This is a genomic window from Rhizobium etli 8C-3 (assembly GCF_001908375.1).
GTDB classification, from domain to species: Bacteria; Pseudomonadota; Alphaproteobacteria; order Rhizobiales; family Rhizobiaceae; genus Rhizobium; species Rhizobium etli_B.
Genome location: NZ_CP017242.1, coordinates 413,376 through 430,631, shown reverse-complemented (window position 1 = coordinate 430,631; position 17,256 = coordinate 413,376). Strand labels below are relative to the sequence as shown.

General features: G+C 58.9%; 20 protein-coding genes. 14 read left to right on the top strand and 6 right to left on the bottom strand.

What is annotated here, in order from left to right:
- From repC to repA, 3 genes are all read right to left on the bottom strand, one after another.
- Window positions 1–1,215: a plasmid replication protein RepC gene (repC, locus tag AM571_RS22530; protein WP_074063674.1), complete on the bottom strand. Its 1,215-nt coding sequence runs from the start codon at window positions 1,213–1,215 to the stop codon at window positions 1–3.
- Between the two features lie 191 nt (window positions 1,216–1,406).
- Window positions 1,407–2,441 (bottom strand): plasmid partitioning protein RepB, encoded by a 1,035-nt coding sequence (repB, locus tag AM571_RS22525; RefSeq protein ID WP_074063673.1) that lies wholly within the window; start codon window positions 2,439–2,441, stop codon window positions 1,407–1,409.
- Window positions 2,438–3,661, bottom strand: a complete 1,224-nt coding sequence (gene repA / locus AM571_RS22520) for a plasmid partitioning protein RepA (protein ID WP_074063672.1) — start codon at window positions 3,659–3,661, stop codon at window positions 2,438–2,440. Before repA ends, repB begins: the two co-directional genes overlap by 4 nt.
- A gap of 373 nt (window positions 3,662–4,034) precedes the next feature.
- Between repA and traI the strand changes: the two genes are divergently transcribed.
- From traI to AM571_RS22455, 13 genes are all read left to right on the top strand, one after another.
- Entirely contained in the window at window positions 4,035–4,649 is a 615-nt protein-coding gene (gene traI / locus AM571_RS22515; RefSeq protein ID WP_074063671.1) for an acyl-homoserine-lactone synthase TraI, read from the top strand.
- Between the two features lie 19 nt (window positions 4,650–4,668).
- Window positions 4,669–5,646: a P-type conjugative transfer ATPase TrbB gene (gene trbB, locus AM571_RS22510; RefSeq protein WP_074063670.1), complete on the top strand. Its 978-nt coding sequence runs from the start codon at window positions 4,669–4,671 to the stop codon at window positions 5,644–5,646.
- Window positions 5,636–6,016 (top strand): TrbC/VirB2 family protein, encoded by a 381-nt coding sequence (locus tag AM571_RS22505; RefSeq protein ID WP_074063669.1) that lies wholly within the window; start codon window positions 5,636–5,638, stop codon window positions 6,014–6,016. The genes trbB and AM571_RS22505 overlap by 11 nt, the downstream gene beginning before the upstream one ends.
- Window positions 6,009–6,308, top strand: coding sequence for a conjugal transfer protein TrbD (locus AM571_RS22500; RefSeq protein ID WP_074063668.1), 300 nt, complete (start codon window positions 6,009–6,011; stop codon window positions 6,306–6,308). The genes AM571_RS22505 and AM571_RS22500 overlap by 8 nt, the downstream gene beginning before the upstream one ends.
- Window positions 6,309–6,318: 10 nt before the next feature.
- The gene (locus tag AM571_RS22495; protein WP_074063667.1) at window positions 6,319–8,775 is read left to right on the top strand and encodes a conjugal transfer protein TrbE; all 2,457 of its coding nucleotides are present in this window, start codon (window positions 6,319–6,321) and stop codon (window positions 8,773–8,775) included.
- Window positions 8,747–9,550, top strand: coding sequence for a P-type conjugative transfer protein TrbJ (gene trbJ / locus AM571_RS22490; protein WP_074063666.1), 804 nt, complete (start codon window positions 8,747–8,749; stop codon window positions 9,548–9,550). Before AM571_RS22495 ends, trbJ begins: the two co-directional genes overlap by 29 nt.
- The gene (gene trbK / locus AM571_RS22485) at window positions 9,547–9,744 is read left to right on the top strand and encodes an entry exclusion protein TrbK (RefSeq protein ID WP_074063665.1); all 198 of its coding nucleotides are present in this window, start codon (window positions 9,547–9,549) and stop codon (window positions 9,742–9,744) included. The genes trbJ and trbK overlap by 4 nt, the downstream gene beginning before the upstream one ends.
- Window positions 9,738–10,919 carry a P-type conjugative transfer protein TrbL gene (gene trbL / locus AM571_RS22480; RefSeq protein ID WP_074063664.1) on the top strand — a complete coding sequence of 394 codons (1,182 nt, stop codon included), beginning with the start codon at window positions 9,738–9,740 and terminating at the stop codon, window positions 10,917–10,919. The genes trbK and trbL overlap by 7 nt, the downstream gene beginning before the upstream one ends.
- A gap of 20 nt (window positions 10,920–10,939) precedes the next feature.
- Window positions 10,940–11,602: a conjugal transfer protein TrbF gene (locus AM571_RS22475; protein WP_074063663.1), complete on the top strand. Its 663-nt coding sequence runs from the start codon at window positions 10,940–10,942 to the stop codon at window positions 11,600–11,602.
- A 17-nt stretch (window positions 11,603–11,619) separates the two neighbouring features.
- Window positions 11,620–12,432, top strand: a complete 813-nt coding sequence (trbG, locus tag AM571_RS22470) for a P-type conjugative transfer protein TrbG (RefSeq protein WP_074063662.1) — start codon at window positions 11,620–11,622, stop codon at window positions 12,430–12,432.
- A 3-nt stretch (window positions 12,433–12,435) separates the two neighbouring features.
- Complete coding sequence (gene trbH, locus AM571_RS22465) at window positions 12,436–12,876, top strand: conjugal transfer protein TrbH (protein WP_074063712.1); 441 nt, start codon at window positions 12,436–12,438, stop codon at window positions 12,874–12,876.
- A gap of 11 nt (window positions 12,877–12,887) precedes the next feature.
- Window positions 12,888–14,186, top strand: a complete 1,299-nt coding sequence (gene trbI, locus AM571_RS22460; protein ID WP_074063661.1) for an IncP-type conjugal transfer protein TrbI — start codon at window positions 12,888–12,890, stop codon at window positions 14,184–14,186.
- A 311-nt stretch (window positions 14,187–14,497) separates the two neighbouring features.
- Window positions 14,498–15,202, top strand: a complete 705-nt coding sequence (locus AM571_RS22455; RefSeq protein ID WP_074063660.1) for an autoinducer binding domain-containing protein — start codon at window positions 14,498–14,500, stop codon at window positions 15,200–15,202.
- A gap of 3 nt (window positions 15,203–15,205) precedes the next feature.
- On the opposite strand, the gene AM571_RS22450 is transcribed toward AM571_RS22455, so the two are convergent.
- Entirely contained in the window at window positions 15,206–15,529 is a 324-nt protein-coding gene (locus AM571_RS22450; protein WP_074063659.1) for a transcriptional repressor TraM, read from the bottom strand.
- Between the two features lie 214 nt (window positions 15,530–15,743).
- Here AM571_RS22450 and AM571_RS22445 point away from each other — a divergent pair, with 214 nt between their 5' ends.
- The gene (locus AM571_RS22445; protein ID WP_074063658.1) at window positions 15,744–15,956 is read left to right on the top strand and encodes a helix-turn-helix domain-containing protein; all 213 of its coding nucleotides are present in this window, start codon (window positions 15,744–15,746) and stop codon (window positions 15,954–15,956) included.
- 179 nt (window positions 15,957–16,135) lie between these two features.
- Here the strand turns inward: AM571_RS22445 and AM571_RS22440 are convergent, their stop codons facing one another.
- Window positions 16,136–16,624, bottom strand: a complete 489-nt coding sequence (locus AM571_RS22440) for a GNAT family N-acetyltransferase (protein ID WP_074063657.1) — start codon at window positions 16,622–16,624, stop codon at window positions 16,136–16,138.
- Entirely contained in the window at window positions 16,624–16,908 is a 285-nt protein-coding gene (locus AM571_RS22435; RefSeq protein ID WP_074063656.1) for a DUF1778 domain-containing protein, read from the bottom strand. Before AM571_RS22435 ends, AM571_RS22440 begins: the two co-directional genes overlap by 1 nt.
- Between the last annotated feature and the right edge of the window lie 348 nt (window positions 16,909–17,256).

The window sequence follows — 17,256 nt, the reverse complement described above, 5'->3', positions numbered from 1 at the left end:
CTAGCCGGCCGCTCTATCGCCTTGTCCCTGAGCCCTTAGCAGCGCCATCAGCACCGGCCCCAGTGAAAATTCGCCCCGCTCCGCCTTGCGCGTGAGGTCACGCAGATAGCCGCCCGGCGAATTGATATGTCCACTCCGCTCAAGGATGCAGGCGATCGCTGTCGCCGCATTTTCCGGCCCCATCACCTCGCAGGCCTCCTGATAGGCCGACGGGCTGACGCCCAGCATCGACCGCACGACGATCGCCGCGGCCATCATGTCGCGCCAACTGCCGATGGCCCCGCTCGGTCCATACATCGAGATGCCTGCGCAGGCTCGCAGCACCATGCCAAGCGGAAAATTACGGACCGGCTCCCGCTTCGGCCGATCATCATCCACCGACTTCGCGCCCCGCTCATTTTCAGAGCTAGGTTCAAATTCATAGATGGATTCGGTTTTTGAATTCTGTATGTGACGCTCATTTTGAGCATCATTGGTGCTAGTATTTTCCCCTTTTTGCTGCATTTCCAGAACGTTGATGATCTCCCCCTGAAGGAGTTCCATCTCGTCCAGGATTGAATTGACATCGCTGAGCGTCGGCGAGCGAGGAATCTTACTCACGAGGCCGATGTAGATTGCTTCGATGTTCTCCCAGTCCCCTGACGCGCCTTCCTCGATCGCGGCCGAAATGAGCTTTCGGACGTCGCGGCGGCAAATTGTCAAATTTTCCTTCGCCCGCCGGAGCGCTAAACGATCGGCAACGACCTGTTGCGCCATCATGGCGAGCTGCTCGGCTCTCATGAGTAACGGTGACAGATCAAAGCCGAATGCGTTATCGATCGCACCCGCCTTGTCCTTCCGGGCGTAGCGCTTCCCATTCGCGCTGTCCTTACGAACGATCAGTCCGGCCTCAACGAGAAGAGCCAGATGTCTCCTAAGCGTAGCGCCGGCGATACCGTGCGCCCGAAGTGTCAATTGCGCGTTGGATGGGAAAACAATGAGCTGCGCGTCTTGGCGCAATTCGTTGTCTGGATAAAAGCTCAAGAGTGCGTCGAGGACGGCTAGGCTGCGATCCTGCAATCCAAGCAACTCTCTCGCTTCGGAGGCGTCCCTAAAGACCTTCCATTTGTCGGCCGACTTGCCTGGCTTGATCTCGCTCGTCTCAATTTGCCGCCTCACCAAGGCAAGCGTCATCGGCCGCCGCCCAAAGGGCGTCGTCACACTTCCAATCTGCATTTTCTTCACCTTCAAAGAGGCAAAAGAAACCTGCTCACCAAATTACGGTGCCAAAGACTCTTGACTGGGATTCGGGGAAATGCGATTCTCTAGTTGTCACACAGAGAGAGAGGCTTCCACGACGGCAACGTTTAGGGGGCCTTTTTCTTTTGCAGCGTTTCCTTTCTTGGCCTCTAAAACTCTGACAGCTGTCAGGGTTTTTCGTGTCTTAGGCGGGCAAAGCGCTCCGTAAGCGCTGGGATCTCCGCCTCAACAAACTTCAAAAACTCGATCCCGAGTGAACCCTCGGCCGAAATTCGAACCTCTTTCGAGGACATCAACAAGACGCCGAGCTTTGTCCCGCCCTTGTCAGTAATCGGGCTTGGCTCCCGGCGACCGGTCGATGCTGGCTTGATGGCGTTCAACACACGCTGAAATCTTTGATCGGAGGTCTCAGCCACATCCCCCTTCTTAACCAGCGCCGCCCGTAGGGCGTCGAGCGTTCCTGAGTCGCCCGCAACCATCTTGGCCAAATCAAGCCAGCGTGGACGACCAATCTTTGGCGCCCGCCCGATAGCTTCAATGACGTCGGCAGGGACGGATCGATAGACGCTTCGCATCCGAGCCAGTTCCGCGTCCTCGATAGAAAGCGCTGCGTAGATGTCCCGCGGTTTGATTCCGGCTTCATCCATGCGGAAAGCAAACAAGGCGCGCTCGATCCATGTCAGGTCCTGACGGCTGGCATTTTCGATACCCTGCGCGACAACAAGATCGACATCGGAAATCTCGACCTCGATCGCGCGGACGGGCAGGCCAAGTTGCTTGGCAGCAAGCCAGCGCCGATGGCCATAGACCACCTGGTAGCGGCCAGGTGATAACGGATGTTTCCGGATCTGAATGGGCACCTTCTGTCCATCCGTCTCGATCGAACGCTTGAACGCCTCGAAGTCGCCTGCGTCGTCGTCAGGCAGCCTGTCCGGGTAGGGGGAGGGGTCAATGAGCGACGGATCCATATCTCGAACCGAACCGCCTCCCGCCTCGAGGAGAGCCTTCAAACGATCTCGCTCCGTCCGGATGTCATCGATGGCTCGATGGGCCGCTCCGATCACGCCAGCTCCGACGCGATTGCCGGCAGACGGCGCGGGGGACACTGACGGCTGCTGCTGATCCGCAGCCTGATCACTTTCCAACTCCGCGGAAAGCAGTCCGAAGCTTGCGACAATAGACTTGCGGGGGGATTTGCTCATTCACGCCCCCAGCTCGTGTTGATCAGGCGAACAATGGCCTCGTTCACGGCATCGACTGCCTCTCGTGCTCGCTTGTGGGTATCACGTCCGATCTGCCCCATTTCGAGTTCATAGATCGATCGCTTGGCCAGCCCGGCGGCTTCGACCGCGGTGCTCTCGATTGCCGTCGGAAGCAGCACGTCTGTTCCGAAGAGGTGGCGCATCATGGCAACCACCTGCGACTGGGGTGCGTCATTCGGATCATGTCGCGTTACCAGATAACGAATGAAGTCCTGATCGAGCTGAGCTCCGCTTTCGTTGAGAACACTGATCAGGTCTCCCATCATGAGCAGAAACTGGCTCATAGAGGCCACGTCCAGCATCGCCGGATGGACCGTGATAATCATGCTCGTCGCAGCGTAGATCGCGCTCAGGGTCAAGAACCCAAGCGACGGCGGCGTGTCGAGGATAACAACATCGTAGTCTTCCTCCACTTCAGCGAGAGCGAGTTTCAGCCGCTCGAAAAAAATCGCCCCTGAGCTGGATTTGTTCGCCAGAACACGAGGCGTCTCGTGCTCATACTCCATAACCTCAAGATTGCCGGGGATGAGATCGACGCCGTCGAAATAGGTCTTGCGGATAATGTCGCGTATTGGGCGCCGAGCGCCTTCGTCGTATCGCAAGGCTGCGTAGATCGTCTCGTTCGCTCCCACATCGACCTCAGGCTGTGCGCCAAACAAGGCAGAAAGGGAGGCTTGCGGATCAAGGTCCAGGGCAAGAACCCGATAGCCATGGAGGGCAAGATAATGCGCAAGATGCACGCTGGTTGTCGTCTTGGCACTGCCGCCCTTGAAATTCGCGATCGCGACAACCTGCAAATGCTCTCCCTCCCGCCGGCGGGGAAGGAAGCGCAGTGCATCAGCAGGTTTCTGTTTTGCGAAGAGTTCACGCAGTTCGTTGATCTGCGCGAGGGTATAGACGCGATGATTGTTTTCGAGCCTGCTCGGGCTCGGACCGCGCCCTTCGCTGGACATCAGTTTCAAGGTCGAATCTGGTATCGACGTCAGCTTGGATACTTCGTTGGTAAGGAACTGCCGCAAAGTCTTTTCCGACTTCGGCGGATACATGCGCGTTCGAAGCTGCTGCAATTGCTGAGACAGGAGGCCCGCATGGCGCGTGATCTTGCTGCCAGCATCTTCCTTGGAAGCAACCACCGATTCTACCCGTTGTGCTATCGCCATCTTTCCCTCTTGGCGGCTTCGTGCCGGTTTACCGGCCATTGCCCGCCAAAGATAGAACACGATTCTCTCGACCGGTCCAGAAGTTTAGGGTTAACAAAAGGTTAACAAAACCCAAGTTCCTGAACGAACCGACAAGTGGCTTTTCGGATTTTTGTTTTTCCACTCTGAGGGTTAGCCAAACACACCCGGCTTCATGATCCCGAATTGTTCTCCTGTGAATCCTACAAATCCAAGCTAGCCGTCGGGCGACGTCAGTAATCCCTTCTACACCGCAACACCCGATTCACCTCGAGCTACCTTGTCGGATTCTACAACTGCCCAGCGATTCTGATCCGTGCTCATTTCCCCGCAGACCTAAACGACGGAGAAAAACATGCAGGTAGTCGCGATTTCGGCACGACAGGGCATACCGGAACCACAACTTCTCGAAGCACATCACAAGCTTCGAGCTCAGGTATTTTCCGATCGGCTCGGTTGGGAAGTCGATGTATTCGACGGCCGGGAAGCAGACGCGTTCGATGCACTTCAGCCAACTTACATCATTGCCGTGTCGGACAGCGACCAGGTGGCAGGATGCGCCAGGCTCCTTCCTGCACTTGGCCCAACCATGGTGTCGGACGTCTTCTCCTCGCTTCTCCCGAAGGAGGGATTGAAGGCCCATCGTTTCATGATCGAGAGTTCACGCTTCTGCGTTGATACGAGCCTCGTGGATGGAAGGGGAGGCGGCTCAGTCCATGAGGCGACGCTGACCATGTTCGCCGGCATCATCGAATGGTGCATGGCGAATGGCTACACCGAGATTGTCACTGTGACCGATCTCCGGTTCGAGCGGATTCTCGCTCGCGTTGGGTGGCCGCTGCATCGTTTGGGTGAGCCCAGGAAGATCGGCGTGACGATGGCCGTAGCGGGCACACTGCCCGCGAATGCGGACGCATTCCAAAGGCTCCGCCCTTCCAACTACCGTTCTGAACTCTTCCCTCTCAGCTAGGCAGCGTAAGGAGAAATCCGTGAACCAGCTTCGCTCTCATCCCCGCCTTGTCCGCAAACTTCAGGAGGCGCTCGGCGATCAGCTCTGCGTTGCTCTGGATGACGTGAATGTCGTCGAAATCATGCTCAATCCGGACGGAAAGCTCTTCATCGAACGGCTCGGCCACGGCATCGCGCCCGCCGGAGAAATGTCCTCTGCTACTGCAGAAATGGTGATCGGAACCGTGGCGCATGCGCTCCAGTCCGAGGTCGACACGGAACAACCGATCATCTCCGGTGAGTTGCCAATCGGCGGCCACCGCTTCGAGGGTCTGTTGCCTCCCGTCGTCGCCAGACCTGCCTTTACCATTCGGCGCCGCGCCTCCCGCCTCATTCCGCTCGGGGATTATGTCCGTGCAGACGTGATGACCGAATATCAGGCCTCGACGATCCGCAGCGCAATTTCCTCCAGGCTGAACATCATCATTTCCGGGGGGACCGGTTCGGGCAAGACGACGCTTGCGAACGCCGTCATCGCCGAGATCGTCAAATCGACGCCGGAGGATCGGCTCGTTATTCTTGAAGACACCGCGGAAATTCAGTGCGCGGCAGAGAACGCCGTTCTCCTGCACACCAGCGATACGATCGACATGGCGCGGCTCCTCAAGAGCACCATGCGGTTGCGTCCCGATCGGATCGTCGTGGGCGAAGTCCGCGACGGCGCCGCCCTTACATTGCTCAAGGCCTGGAACACCGGCCATCCGGGCGGGGTGGCGACCATCCACTCGAACACCGCCATGTCGGCGCTGCGTCGCCTTGAACAACTGACCGCCGAAGCGAGCCAGCAACCGATGCATGAGGTGATCGGGGAGGCCGTCGACCTGGTCATCTCGATCGAGCGGACGCCGCGCGGGCGGCGTGTTCGAGACGTCATCCACGTCGAGCGGTTCGCGGGCGGCCAGTACGAGATCGAATCCGACCAGCTCACGGAAGAACAGGAGGCGCGCCATGTCGCGTAAATATGCACTCATCGCCATCGCGCTCATTGTAGTGCCGAGCCTTGCATCTGTAACGCCGGCGATGGCCAGTTCCGGCGGCAGCCTTCCGTGGGAGGGACCACTCGAGCAAATTCAGGAATCGATCACTGGCCCGGTTGCCGGTTACATCGCGCTTGCGGCCGTCGCCATTGCCGGTGGGATGCTGATCTTTGGCGGGGAGCTGAACGATTTCGCGCGGCGACTTGTCTATGTCGTTCTGGTCGCCGGCATCCTCCTCGGCGCCACCACCATCGTCGGCCTATTCGGCGCGACCGGCGCTTCGATCGGGCTGACTGACGAGCAGATCACGTCAACTGGTTCAAACGGAGAAGGGGAGGGGACTCATGGCTGAATCCCTGTCCGGCTTGCGGCGCAACCGCATTCACCGCGCTCTGTCTCGTCCGAATCTGCTGATGGGCGCGGATAGGGAGCTGGTGCTGATCACGGGTCTTGCAGCGGTGATACTGATCTTCGTCGTCCTCACGGTCTATTCGGCGCTCTTCGGTGTCGCCGTCTGGATCGTGATCGTCGGGGCGCTGAGGATGATGGCGAAGTCCGATCCGCTCATGCGACAGGTCTACGTGCGGCACATTTCCTACAAGCCGACCTATAAGGCGACCACCTCGCCGTGGCGGCGGTACTGAGGAGACGGCCATGGTAGCTCTCAAACGCTTCCGGGCAACGGGTCCATCCTTCGCCGATCTCGTTCCATACGCCGGCCTCGTCGACAATGGTGTCCTCCTGTTGAAGGATGGAAGCCTGATGGCGGGTTGGTACTTTGCCGGCCCGGATTCCGAAAGTGCGACCGACCTCGAACGCAACGAGCTGTCGCGGCAGATCAATGCGATCCTGTCGCGACTTGGAAGCGGCTGGATGATCCAGGTCGAGGCCATCCGCATTCCGACGGTCGACTATCCCTCAGAAGACCATTGCCATTTTCCCGACCCGGTCACCCGCGCGATCGATGCCGAGCGCAGGGCGCATTTCGCACGCGAACAGGGACATTTCGAGAGCAAGCACGCACTGATTCTGACCTACCGGCCTCTCGAGTCCAAAAAGACCGCGCTCAGCAAATACGTCTACTCGGACGAGGAAAGCCGCAAGAAGTCCTATGCGGACAAAGTGCTCTTCATTTTTAAGAACGCCGTCCGAGAGATCGAGCAGTATTTTGCGAACACGCTATCGGTCCGGCGAATGGAAACCCGCGAAACGGTCGAGAGGGGAGGGGAGCGGATTGCCCGCTATGACGAGCTGCTTCAGTTCGTCCGCTTCTGCATCACCGGCGAGAGCCATCCGATCCGGCTTCCGGATGTTCCCATGTATCTCGATTGGATCGCGACTGCCGAGCTTGAGCACGGACTGACGCCGAAGATCGAGAGCCGGTTCCTTGGTGTCGTGGCGATCGACGGTCTGCCGGCCGAAAGCTGGCCGGGCATTCTGAACAGCCTTGACCTGATGCCGCTCACCTATCGGTGGTCATCGCGCTTCATCTTTCTCGATGCTGAGGAAGCTAGGGCGAAGCTCGAACGCACGCGCAAGAAATGGCAACAGAAGGTCCGGCCATTCTTCGACCAGCTGTTTCAGACGCAGAGCAGATCGGTTGACCAAGACGCGATGACGATGGTGACCGAGACCGAGGATGCTATTGCGCAGGCCTCGTCGCAGCTGGTTGCTTATGGCTATTACACGCCGGTCGTCGTACTGTTTGATCACGATCGCGAAGCGCTGCAGGAGAAGGCGGAGGCAATCCGCCGGCTGATCCAGGCAGAGGGCTTTGGGGCACGAATTGAAACGCTCAACGCCACCGACGCCTTTCTCGGTAGTCTGCCGGGCAACTGGTATTGCAACATTCGCGAGCCACTGATCAACACCAGCAATCTCGCCGATCTGATCCCACTCAACTCGGTCTGGTCGGGAAACACGATCGCGCCATGCCCATTCTATCCATCGAACTCGCCGCCGCTGATGCAGGTTGCGAGTGGCTCGACACCGTTCCGGCTCAACCTGCATGTCGATGATGTCGGCCACACGCTGATCTTCGGCCCGACCGGTTCCGGCAAGTCGACACTCCTGGCGCTGATTGCTGCACAGTTTCGCCGATACGAAAGCGCGCAGATCTTTGCGTTCGACAAGGGAAGCTCGCTTCTGCCACTGACGCTTGCCGCGGGCGGTAATCACTATGAGATCGGCGGAGACAACGCGGAAGAGGGGAGGGCGCTGGCCTTCTGCCCTCTAGCCTACGTTAAAAGCGACGCTGATCGGGCCTGGGCGACGGAATGGATCGAGATGCTGGTCGGCCTACAGGGGGTCACCATCACGCCCGACCATCGCAACGCCATCTCGCGTCAGGTTGGCCTGATGGCCAGCGCGGCCGGTCGCTCGCTTTCGGATTTCGTGAGCGGCGTGCAGATGCGCGAGATCAAGGACGCACTCCATTACTACACGGTCGACGGGCCGATGGGTCAGCTCCTCGACGCAGAGGAGGATGGTCTGTCGCTTGGCGCCTTCCAGACTTTCGAGATTGAGCAGCTCATGAGCATGGGTGAGCGCAATCTCGTGCCGGTCCTGACCTACCTGTTTCGCCGGATCGAGAAGCGTCTCGATGGGTCACCGAGCCTGATCGTCCTCGACGAGGCCTGGCTGATGCTCGGCCATCCTGTCTTTCGCAGCAAAATTCGAGAATGGCTGAAGGTGTTGCGCAAGGCGAATTGCGCAGTCGTTCTCGCCACCCAGTCGATCTCGGATGCTGAACGGTCCGGGATTATCGACGTGCTGAAGGAATCCTGCCCGACCAAGATTTGCCTTCCAAACACCGCCGCCCGTGAGCCAGGGACGCGGGAATTCTACGAGCGGATCGGCTTCAACGACCGTCAGATCGAGATCGTCTCTAACTCGATCCCAAAGCGCGAATACTACGTCGCCACTCCCGAAGGCCGGCGTCTCTTCGACATGTCACTCGGCCCGGCAGCACTCAGCTTCGTCGGCGCGTCCGGCAAGGATGATCTCAAGAGGATCCGCGCGCTCAGATCCGAACATGGCCTCGACTGGCCGATCCATTGGCTACAGACGAGAGGGGTCCAGGATGCCGCATCGCTGCTTAACTTCGAATAAATGGTCCGCCGGCCTGGCGGCCGTCGCTCTGACGATGGGCGCCGTGGCACCGACCCATGCCGGCACGGCCACGGGTGCTGCAACTGAATGGACGCAAGTTCTCAACAACGGCGAGCTGATTTCGCTAGTCGGAAAGTCTGGTGAGCAGATCCAGAACCAGATCACGCAGATCAACCAGCTCGCCGAGCAGATCCAGAACCAGCTGAAGATCTACGAGAACATGCTGCAGAATACTGCGCAGCTTCCGAGCCACGTCTGGGGACAGGTCGAAAGCGACCTCAATCAACTCCGAAGCATCGTAGATCAGGGCCAGAGCATTTCGTTTTCGATGGGGAACGCAGACGATGTGCTCCAGCAGCGGTTTAAGAGTTATGCCGACCTCAAAAGCAATCTTCCGAATGCCGAGAGCTTCTCCTCGACATACCAAACCTGGTCGGACACCAACCGCGACACGATCGCCGGCACGCTGAAGGCGGCGAGCCTCACGGCCGACCAGTTCGATAGCGAAGAGGATACGATGTCCTCGTTGCGGTCGATGTCCGAGACGGCTGACGGCCAGATGAAGGCCTTGCAGGTCGGGCACGAAATCGCCGCTCAGCAGGTCGCCCAGATGCAGAAGCTGCGCGGTCTAGTCTCCCAGCAAATGACGATGATGGGCACGTGGCTCCAAACAGAGCAAACCGACGAGGACCTGGCGCAAGCGCGGCGGGAGACGTTCTTTGACGCCGAGGTCAAGAGTATTCCGGAGGGTCAGAAAATGGAGCCTCGCTGGTGAACCGCGCCATCCTCGTTGCCCTGTTGCTCGCTGTTGCCGCTGTATCGTCTGCAGCGACTGTGCTGGTCATCACTTCCAGAGACGGCGGCAAACCTGCCCTCACCGAGCAGCGCGCCGCCCGCGAGAATTTCTCCGGCTCCGGTAAGGAACTGCCGCCAATCAAGGACGGTCAGGAGATGCGCCCGAGATGGTGAAGGCAATCGTTGCACGTTCATTTCTGATTGCAGGGCCTCTGTGCATCGCCTTTGCCCTACCCGCGCTCGCGCAGGAGGGACAGGTCCTCACGGAACTGGAAAACCAGGTCTCGACCGCTGCGAAGGGGTGGGAGACCACCATCATTGATGCCGCGAAGTCCCTTTTCTGGATCCTTGCGGCAATCGAGATTGGCATTGCCGCCGTCTGGCTCGCGATCCAGGCCGCCTCACTGGACAGTTGGTTCGCCGAGCTGGTGCGGCGGATCATGTTCGTCGGTTTCTTCGCATTTGTTCTCGACCAGGGTCCGACCTTTTCGCGAGCCGTGGTCGACAGTCTTTTCCAGATCGGCGCCGGCGGCGGTTCAGCCTCGCCCGCTGAAGTGTTCGACGCCGGCATCCGGGTCGCCGCGCAAATTTCGCAGCAAGCACAGTTCGGTGTATTCGAGGACAATGCGCTGGCGATCGCGGCGGTGTTGGCAATGGGCGTCGTCGTCATCTGCTTTTCACTTGTCGCAGCGATTTTCGTCTCGGTCATGGTCGAAATGTATGTCGGCCTGCTCGCCGGCATGATCATGCTCGGACTGGGCGGTTCGTCCTTCACGAAAGACTTTGCTGTTCGCTACCTCGTCTATGCCTTCGGCGTCGGCATGAAGCTCATGGCCCTGGTGATGATCGCCAAGATTGGATCGAACGTCCTGCTTGGCCTCGCCCAAGCGCCCACTGCCTCGTCCGATCAGTTCGTCACGACCTTGGCCATAGCCGGTATCTCCGTCGTGGTCTTCATCATCGCCATGTATGTCCCGAGCATCATTCAGGGCGTTGTCCAGGGCGCATCGGTCTCCGGCGGAATGGAAGCGATCCGCCACGGCGGGCAAGCGGCGTCTTTCGCAGCTGGGGCGGGCTTCCTTGCCGCTGGCGCCGCCGGCGCGGGCTTTGCAGCGGCTCAAGCCGCCCGCGCCGCGGGTTCCTCGGTCGCAGGTGCCGCTCTTCGTGGCATCGGCGCGGGCGTCGGTTCAGGCGCGCAAGCGACGGGATCGGCGGCGAAGGATAAGGCGATCGGGTCTCCCGGCGCCTATGCGGGTTCGATCCTCGGTCTGGCAAACGCCAAGCTCGATGAACAGCGGAGCGGTCATAGCGGACCGAAGCCTCCTCCCGAACGCAACGACAAACCGTAATCGAGACAAGGGAAGAATAAATGGCAGCGAACCGCGCCCCGGAAAACCCGTATGTTGCCGCCCGCCAGGAATGGAGCGAACGCTATGGTTCCTATGTGAAGGCCGCAGCCGCATGGCGCATCGTTGGTGTGCTCGGTCTGGTCATGGCCGTCATCGGCTTCGGCTATGCGATGTATCTCAGCACCCAGGTTAAGCTAGTGGCCTATATCGTCGAGGTCGACAAGCTCGGAACCGCGGTCACGGCCGGCTTTCCCGAGCAGATCGAATATGCCGATTCCCGCGTGGTGCGCGCGACGCTCGGCAACTTCGTCACCAGCTTCCGTTCGATCACGCCGGATGCCGTCGTGCAGAAGCAATATATCGACCGGACCTACGCGCTGCTGCGAACCTCAGATCCGTCGACCCAGAAGATCAACGCCTGGTTCCGCGGCAATTCGCCATTCGAGAAGGCGAAGACATCGACGGTCGCCATCGAGGTGAACAACATCGTGGCGCTGTCGAACGAGACCTATCAGATCGACTGGACCGAGTACGAGAGGGATCGGAAGGGCAAGGAAACGGGGACGCACCGGTTCCGCGGGATCGCGACGGTGACGCTGACCACGCCGCAGGACGAGGCGATCATCCGCCTCAATCCGATCGGCCTCTACGTACGGGATTTCGACTGGACGGCACAGCTTTAAGGGCAGGGATTCTTTCAATGAAAAAAACGGGATTGATCGCAGCCGCCGGCTGCATAGCCGGACTTTTGCTTGCCGGGGGCGCGCAGGCGCAAAGCATGACGAGGAACGAGGTGAAGGGAACCAACATCTCGGGCAAATGGCGCGGCACGCCGGGGCTGGTGACAATGGGGCCGGACGGAAAGGTCATCTTCCTATTTGGCGAAACGCAGCCCTCCGTCGTCTGTTCGCCGCTGCAGGTTTGCGATATTGAGTTGCAGGGCGGCGAGGTTGTTCGCGATGTCCTCGTCGGTGACACCGTGCGCTGGAAGGTGGAGCCTGCTTCCTCCGGGGCGGCAGGTGGGCAGGCGATACATCTGATCGTCAAGCCGTCCGAACCGGGCCTTCTCACCTCGATGGTCGTCACGACCTCCCGGCGAACCTATCATATCCAGCTCAAGTCCCATCCGAGCCAGTATATGGCGCGCGTTGGTTTCGAATATCCGGAGGACGTGTCGACCAAGCTCGCCGACATCAATGCCCGCCTCGAAACTGGCGGTATTCCCGGCACGGCGCCGGACAAACTGAACTTTTCCTATTCAATCAGCGGCGGCGCATCCTGGAAGCCGAAGCGTGTCTATTCAGACGGGGCGAAGACCTACATCCAGTTTTCGAAGGCGATCTCCGGTCAGGATGCGCCGGTACTCTTCGTCGTCTCCGGCGGCCAAAACCGCATCGTCAACTATCGCATGAAGAACGACATGATGATCGTCGACTATGCGGTCGACAAGGCGATCCTCGTTTCCGGGGTGGGTTGGCGGCAACAAAAGATCACGATCCGGCGGGGAGGTTGAATGATGCGGAAGCTTCTCCCGTTTGTCATCGCCGCGGCATTGCTTACCGGTTGCCAAACTTCTGACGATGCAATGAGCACCAGCTCAACTCCTGTAGCCATCACCGGGCCGGCCGCAAGCGCCATCGCCGGCGACATGGCAAGCCGGCTCGCCGAGCAGATCGGCCCGGCCGGTGCCACAACGACGATCAGAATCGAGAAGGACACGTCCGAGTTCGCGACCGCCCTCGACGCGGCCCTGAAGGGGTGGGGCTACACTGTGATCACGGACGGCAAAGTCGGCAAGGACATCAAGCTGGTCGAGCTTGTCTATGCAATCGATGGCTTCGACGGGCAGGTGCTGGCGCGGCTTTCGACGTCATCTATCGCCCTTAGCCGTGCTTATACGACGACTACGGCGGGTGCTGTGCCGGCTAGTCCGCTTTCGATCATGCAGCGCAACTGACGGAGACGAATATGGTCCAATCGCTCCAGCTTGGCGCGTCCAACCAGGCCGACGATCAGAATGGCATGCGCCGCCTCAATCGCCTGCCGATCATCGTTGCCATCATCGTCATCGTGCTGTTCTTCGGTGTCGTCGTGATTGGCCTGTCTTGGCGCGGGCTCTCCTTCAACCGTGGCAACGACATCGAAAGCGCGTCCAATACCCCAGCGACAAATTTCGGCGACCAACTCAAACGCGGTATATCGGATGGAATTATCGGGGATCCGCTTGAGCGCGAGGCTTTCCAGCCGACGCCTGTCACTGAGCAGAAAGTCGAGAGGCAAGAACCGGTCGCTGAACGACGGCCCACAGATGGGCAGGAGCAGCGGACCAGGCTCGAATCCGAAGAGGAATGGAAAGCGCGCCTGAAGCGAGAGCAGGATGAGCAGTATATCCGCGAGGCCCAGCGCCAGCGGATGGCCCGCCTGCAGGCCCACGCCACGGCGCTCGATTCGCCGCTGAAAGTCGACGCGTCCGATGCCGAAAAGGCCTCAGATCCCACGAGCATTGGCCGTCAGACGACAAAGGCCCCGATAAACAATGCATCCGACCTTTATGCTGCCGCGATGAAATCCGGCTTGATGGGTGAGAATGTCGATCCGAACGCCCAGACGTCGAAGGAGGATTTCTTCAATCAGGACATCAAGGACCTTGGCTACCTGCCGAACCAGGTCGTACCGCAGATGTCGCCCCACGAATTGAAGCGCGGTTCGGTCATCCCCGCCACCTTGATCACCGGCCTCATTTCTGACTTGCCGGGACGCATTACCGCGCAGATCAGCCAGAACGTCTACGACAGCGCCACCGGGTATCGTCTGCTCATCCCGCAGGGCGCAAAGCTGCTCGGCCGCTACGATTCCAAGGTGTCCTTTGGCCAGGAACGGGTTGTCGTCGTCTGGACAGACCTCATTTTCCCGAACGGTTCGACGCTGCAGATCGGCGGGATGGCCGGCGCGGATGCCGAGGGCTATGGCGGCTTCAAGGACAACGTCGACCGTCATCTTTGGCGGACCTTCGGTTCAGCGGCCCTGGTGGCGATTATCGGAACGGGAATCGATATGTCGTTGCCCGAAAGTACGACGCTTGCGACGCAGGATACGGCCTCGGATGCCGCGAGGCGGAATTTTGCGGAAAGCTTCGGTCGCGTCGCGGAACAAACGATTTCGAAGAATCTGAACGTGCAGCCGACGATCCGTATCAGGCCAGGCTACAAGTTCAACGTCTTAGTCGATCAGGATATTATTTTCCCGGGTTCCTATAGCGGCCGATAGCTCGGTTACGAGTCTCAGATCGGCGCTATTTCGTCGCGTTTGGTTAGTCCCTGCTATGCGGCTACGATGAGGTGGCGGCGCAGATCTTTCTCCGGCTATCTTTTTTTCCGGAGAAATTGAATGCCATGTAGACGTGAGTCAATCTATCGTGCAACACTCTGGGTAAGCCTCGGGAAAGCGGTATGATGGGTCACGACCCGAAGCCTCACTGGCTGCATCTGGCCGGACGTCACATCACATAATTAGGCGGCGCGCGAAAGTGCCGCGAATTGGGAGGGCTCGCAACTGCGAAAGAAGATAGGAGAAAGTCAGTGGACGGATACCTTCGCTCTCTCATCGACATGGCAGAAGCCGCGCACGATGAACGTATGATCAAAAGCGCCTTGAAAAGCTTCGCGAACTCTTCTGGTTTTGAGCGTTTCGCGTATTTGCAAACCGAAGGCGCAGCGATCTGTACCTTCAACTCCTATCCCGATGATTGGCAGGACATTTACCTCTGCAGCCAATATTCCCGCATCGACCCAGTGGTCACGGAGGCCAAGCGTCGCATGGAGGTGTTTTCCTGGACGGCTGATGATTGGAAAGCCCGTGGAACCTCCGAGCTCAAGCGCTTTCGAGACCAAGCGATCGAACACGGCATTCGCAGCGGGGTGACAATTCCCGTCGAAGGAAGTTTCGGCTCCACGATGATGCTGACCTTTGCCTCGTCGGAGAAGAAGGTTGAAATTTCAAAATTGCAGGATGCGCAGAAAGCGATGCGCGCAGTCCTGACGATCCATTATCGGCTGAAGATCATAGCTGCGGCGACAATTGTCGCCCCTAAACGGTTACTTTCACCAAGGGAAGCGATGTGCCTCATGTGGGCAGCAAAGGGCAAAAATGCCCCGGAGACTGCCGTGCTCACGGGAATCAACCCGAGAACAGTGCAGCACTATCTCGACAGCGCGCGTCGAAAGCTTGAAGCAGCGACCGTTCCGCAACTCGTCGCGATCGCTAAAGACCACGGGCTGGTCTGAGCGTCATTCTTCGCCATCCAGGGCAACATCAGGGACATAGCCAAGCGCATCGATGATTTCCGAAAGCTCTTCCTGCTGAGCTTCGGATTTCTTCTGACGCGCGAGATACTCGTCTTGCAGGCTCTTGAGCACGTCACTTGAAGTCGACGGGACGGCGGTCGCGCGGGTCCACTCTTTATAGACAGCTTCGTCCGCGGCGAGCAGCCGGCGGTGTTCGAGGATTGCAGCGACTGCCAACGCTTCTAATTCTGACTTTTGCATCGAACTGCAGCGAGATTCTCTCACATCACTTTTGTCGTTCGCGTCGCATGAGTCCACGTCCTTCATCCGTTTCTCCTCTCACTTTATTCTCTCATTGCTCGAAAACAACGCCCTCGCATATACGGTTTAAGCGATGAGTGCACGGCCTGACTTCCAGACGATCATGCTGCCTATATCCGAAGGGAGTGGATGATCAGCTGGACGAGCAATATCACGTGCCGTGCGGAATCGGAACTATCGTTCCTGGAACGATCATTCCTATTCAGGCTCCGCTCGCGTCATGGATCTCAAGGAGGTCATGGCGATCAATCTGCGTCGGATACGTCATGGCAAGCAACTGACGCAGGAAGAACTGGCGGACCGGTCGAGCCTGAGCGCGCGCTATATCGGGGCGATTGAGCGCGCCGATGTTTCGGCCAGCGTCACGGTCCTCGGCCAGATCGCCGAGGCGCTGGGTGTCGACCCAGCCGAGCTTTTGACGAAATCCGGATGACGGCCCATCGCAGTCCGAGGTTTAGTAGCGGCGCTCAGCTTTTCATTGGTTTTGAGAAACTGCGTGGAGTGTGGCGCGCTGTCCTCCTAGGACAGCGGACACTTGAAATGAAAAGCCAAGACATTGTCATACTCCTCAAGCTCATCAGCCTGCAGGACCAAGACCTGATAAAGGGCACCTCAGTCTGTTTTTGCGAGAGACTTGAGCGACATGATCAGTGTCATCGGATTTGTCGGCGACGCTGAGAAACCGTAGTGCTCATAGAACGCCTTAGCTTCGTCAGAAATCGCATGAACAAGAAGCCCGCGAATGCCCATGATGTGCGCGGCTTGCCCCACCCGCATCACGGCATCTTGCAACAAGGCGGCGCCAAGGCCCTTGCCCTGCCAGCTTCGATCGATCGCCAGCCTTCCGAGCACAGCCATAGGAATCGGGTCCGGCATGTTGCGTCTGATAGCGCCCGGTGCATGCGCCACGGCGAGCGCGCCGGAGGACAGACAATAATATCCGACCACTCTTGCGCCTTCGCAAACGACGTAAGTCCGGGATGCGCCGCTGACCTGATTGCTTCGGGCACGGCGGCGTAGCCATTCATCGAGGCTGTCATGGCCGCTATCGAACAGGTCGAGTTCATGCGCTTCGCCCAGAAGCGTTGGGGCGGAAAGCATTATGCCTGCCAGGGTTTTGGCGCGCTCATAAGCCGCTCAAAACCCTCACCGCTGGGCGGCTGGTCAAGGACGGCCAGATAATGCTTATAGCTCTCGGGATCGACCTGAACGAGGGTCTGATCAAGCAAGGCGTCTTCGGCAGCGCGGCGAGCCGCGTCGATCATGAAGTCCGAGCGCGTTTTACCGTGCGCTTTGGCGGCGCGGTCGATCAAAACGCGCACATCGTCACGTACCCTCAAGTTGACCGGGTGCGTACTGGTTTCTGAGGCGGATTTTGTTGACATAGTTATATCCTTCCGCAGCCATTCTAACACATCGAGATACACAATGTGTATCTATTTCGGAGAAGGGGATGGGTTGTCGCAATCGTCGGCATGGGTACTGCATAGCCCGGCGTATCCGTCTCGGAGAGCATACTGGGTTGGCCCTCAATGAGTTTATTTGCGCACTAAGCCATAACAGTATCATGTCTGCCGCCAGCATGGCGGGCGGTTGACTGTGGGCATCTCGAATGAATCGGCTTTGCCGAGAGTCTTGCGTCGGCGAAAAACAGATCGAAACCGAGTTGTGCTAGATCGGCATGAGGGATTTTGCGTGTCATCGCTGCGCCACGCCACGCTGCCGCGGACTGC

Bases quoted from the DNA above. Each gene is read 5' to 3' on its own strand.
- AM571_RS22440 (WP_074063657.1), bottom strand. From the start codon at position 16,624: ATGCTTTCCGCCCCAACGCTTCTGGGCGAAGCGCATGAACTCGACCTG.
- AM571_RS22435 (WP_074063656.1), bottom strand. From the start codon at position 16,908: ATGTCAACAAAATCCGCCTCAGAAACCAGTACGCACCCGGTCAACTTG.
- AM571_RS22450 (WP_074063659.1), bottom strand. From the start codon at position 15,529: ATGAAGGACGTGGACTCATGCGACGCGAACGACAAAAGTGATGTGAGA.
- AM571_RS22500 (WP_074063668.1), top strand. From the start codon at position 6,009: ATGGCTGAATCCCTGTCCGGCTTGCGGCGCAACCGCATTCACCGCGCT.
- AM571_RS22495 (WP_074063667.1), top strand. From the start codon at position 6,319: ATGGTAGCTCTCAAACGCTTCCGGGCAACGGGTCCATCCTTCGCCGAT.
- AM571_RS22445 (WP_074063658.1), top strand. From the start codon at position 15,744: ATGGATCTCAAGGAGGTCATGGCGATCAATCTGCGTCGGATACGTCAT.
- repA (WP_074063672.1), bottom strand. From the start codon at position 3,661: ATGGCGATAGCACAACGGGTAGAATCGGTGGTTGCTTCCAAGGAAGAT.
- repC (WP_074063674.1), bottom strand. From the start codon at position 1,215: ATGCAGATTGGAAGTGTGACGACGCCCTTTGGGCGGCGGCCGATGACG.
- trbH (WP_074063712.1), top strand. From the start codon at position 12,436: ATGCGGAAGCTTCTCCCGTTTGTCATCGCCGCGGCATTGCTTACCGGT.
- trbL (WP_074063664.1), top strand. From the start codon at position 9,738: ATGGTGAAGGCAATCGTTGCACGTTCATTTCTGATTGCAGGGCCTCTG.
- trbI (WP_074063661.1), top strand. From the start codon at position 12,888: ATGGTCCAATCGCTCCAGCTTGGCGCGTCCAACCAGGCCGACGATCAG.
- AM571_RS22505 (WP_074063669.1), top strand. From the start codon at position 5,636: ATGTCGCGTAAATATGCACTCATCGCCATCGCGCTCATTGTAGTGCCG.
- trbJ (WP_074063666.1), top strand. From the start codon at position 8,747: ATGCCGCATCGCTGCTTAACTTCGAATAAATGGTCCGCCGGCCTGGCG.
- trbG (WP_074063662.1), top strand. From the start codon at position 11,620: ATGAAAAAAACGGGATTGATCGCAGCCGCCGGCTGCATAGCCGGACTT.
- repB (WP_074063673.1), bottom strand. From the start codon at position 2,441: ATGAGCAAATCCCCCCGCAAGTCTATTGTCGCAAGCTTCGGACTGCTT.
- traI (WP_074063671.1), top strand. From the start codon at position 4,035: ATGCAGGTAGTCGCGATTTCGGCACGACAGGGCATACCGGAACCACAA.
- AM571_RS22475 (WP_074063663.1), top strand. From the start codon at position 10,940: ATGGCAGCGAACCGCGCCCCGGAAAACCCGTATGTTGCCGCCCGCCAG.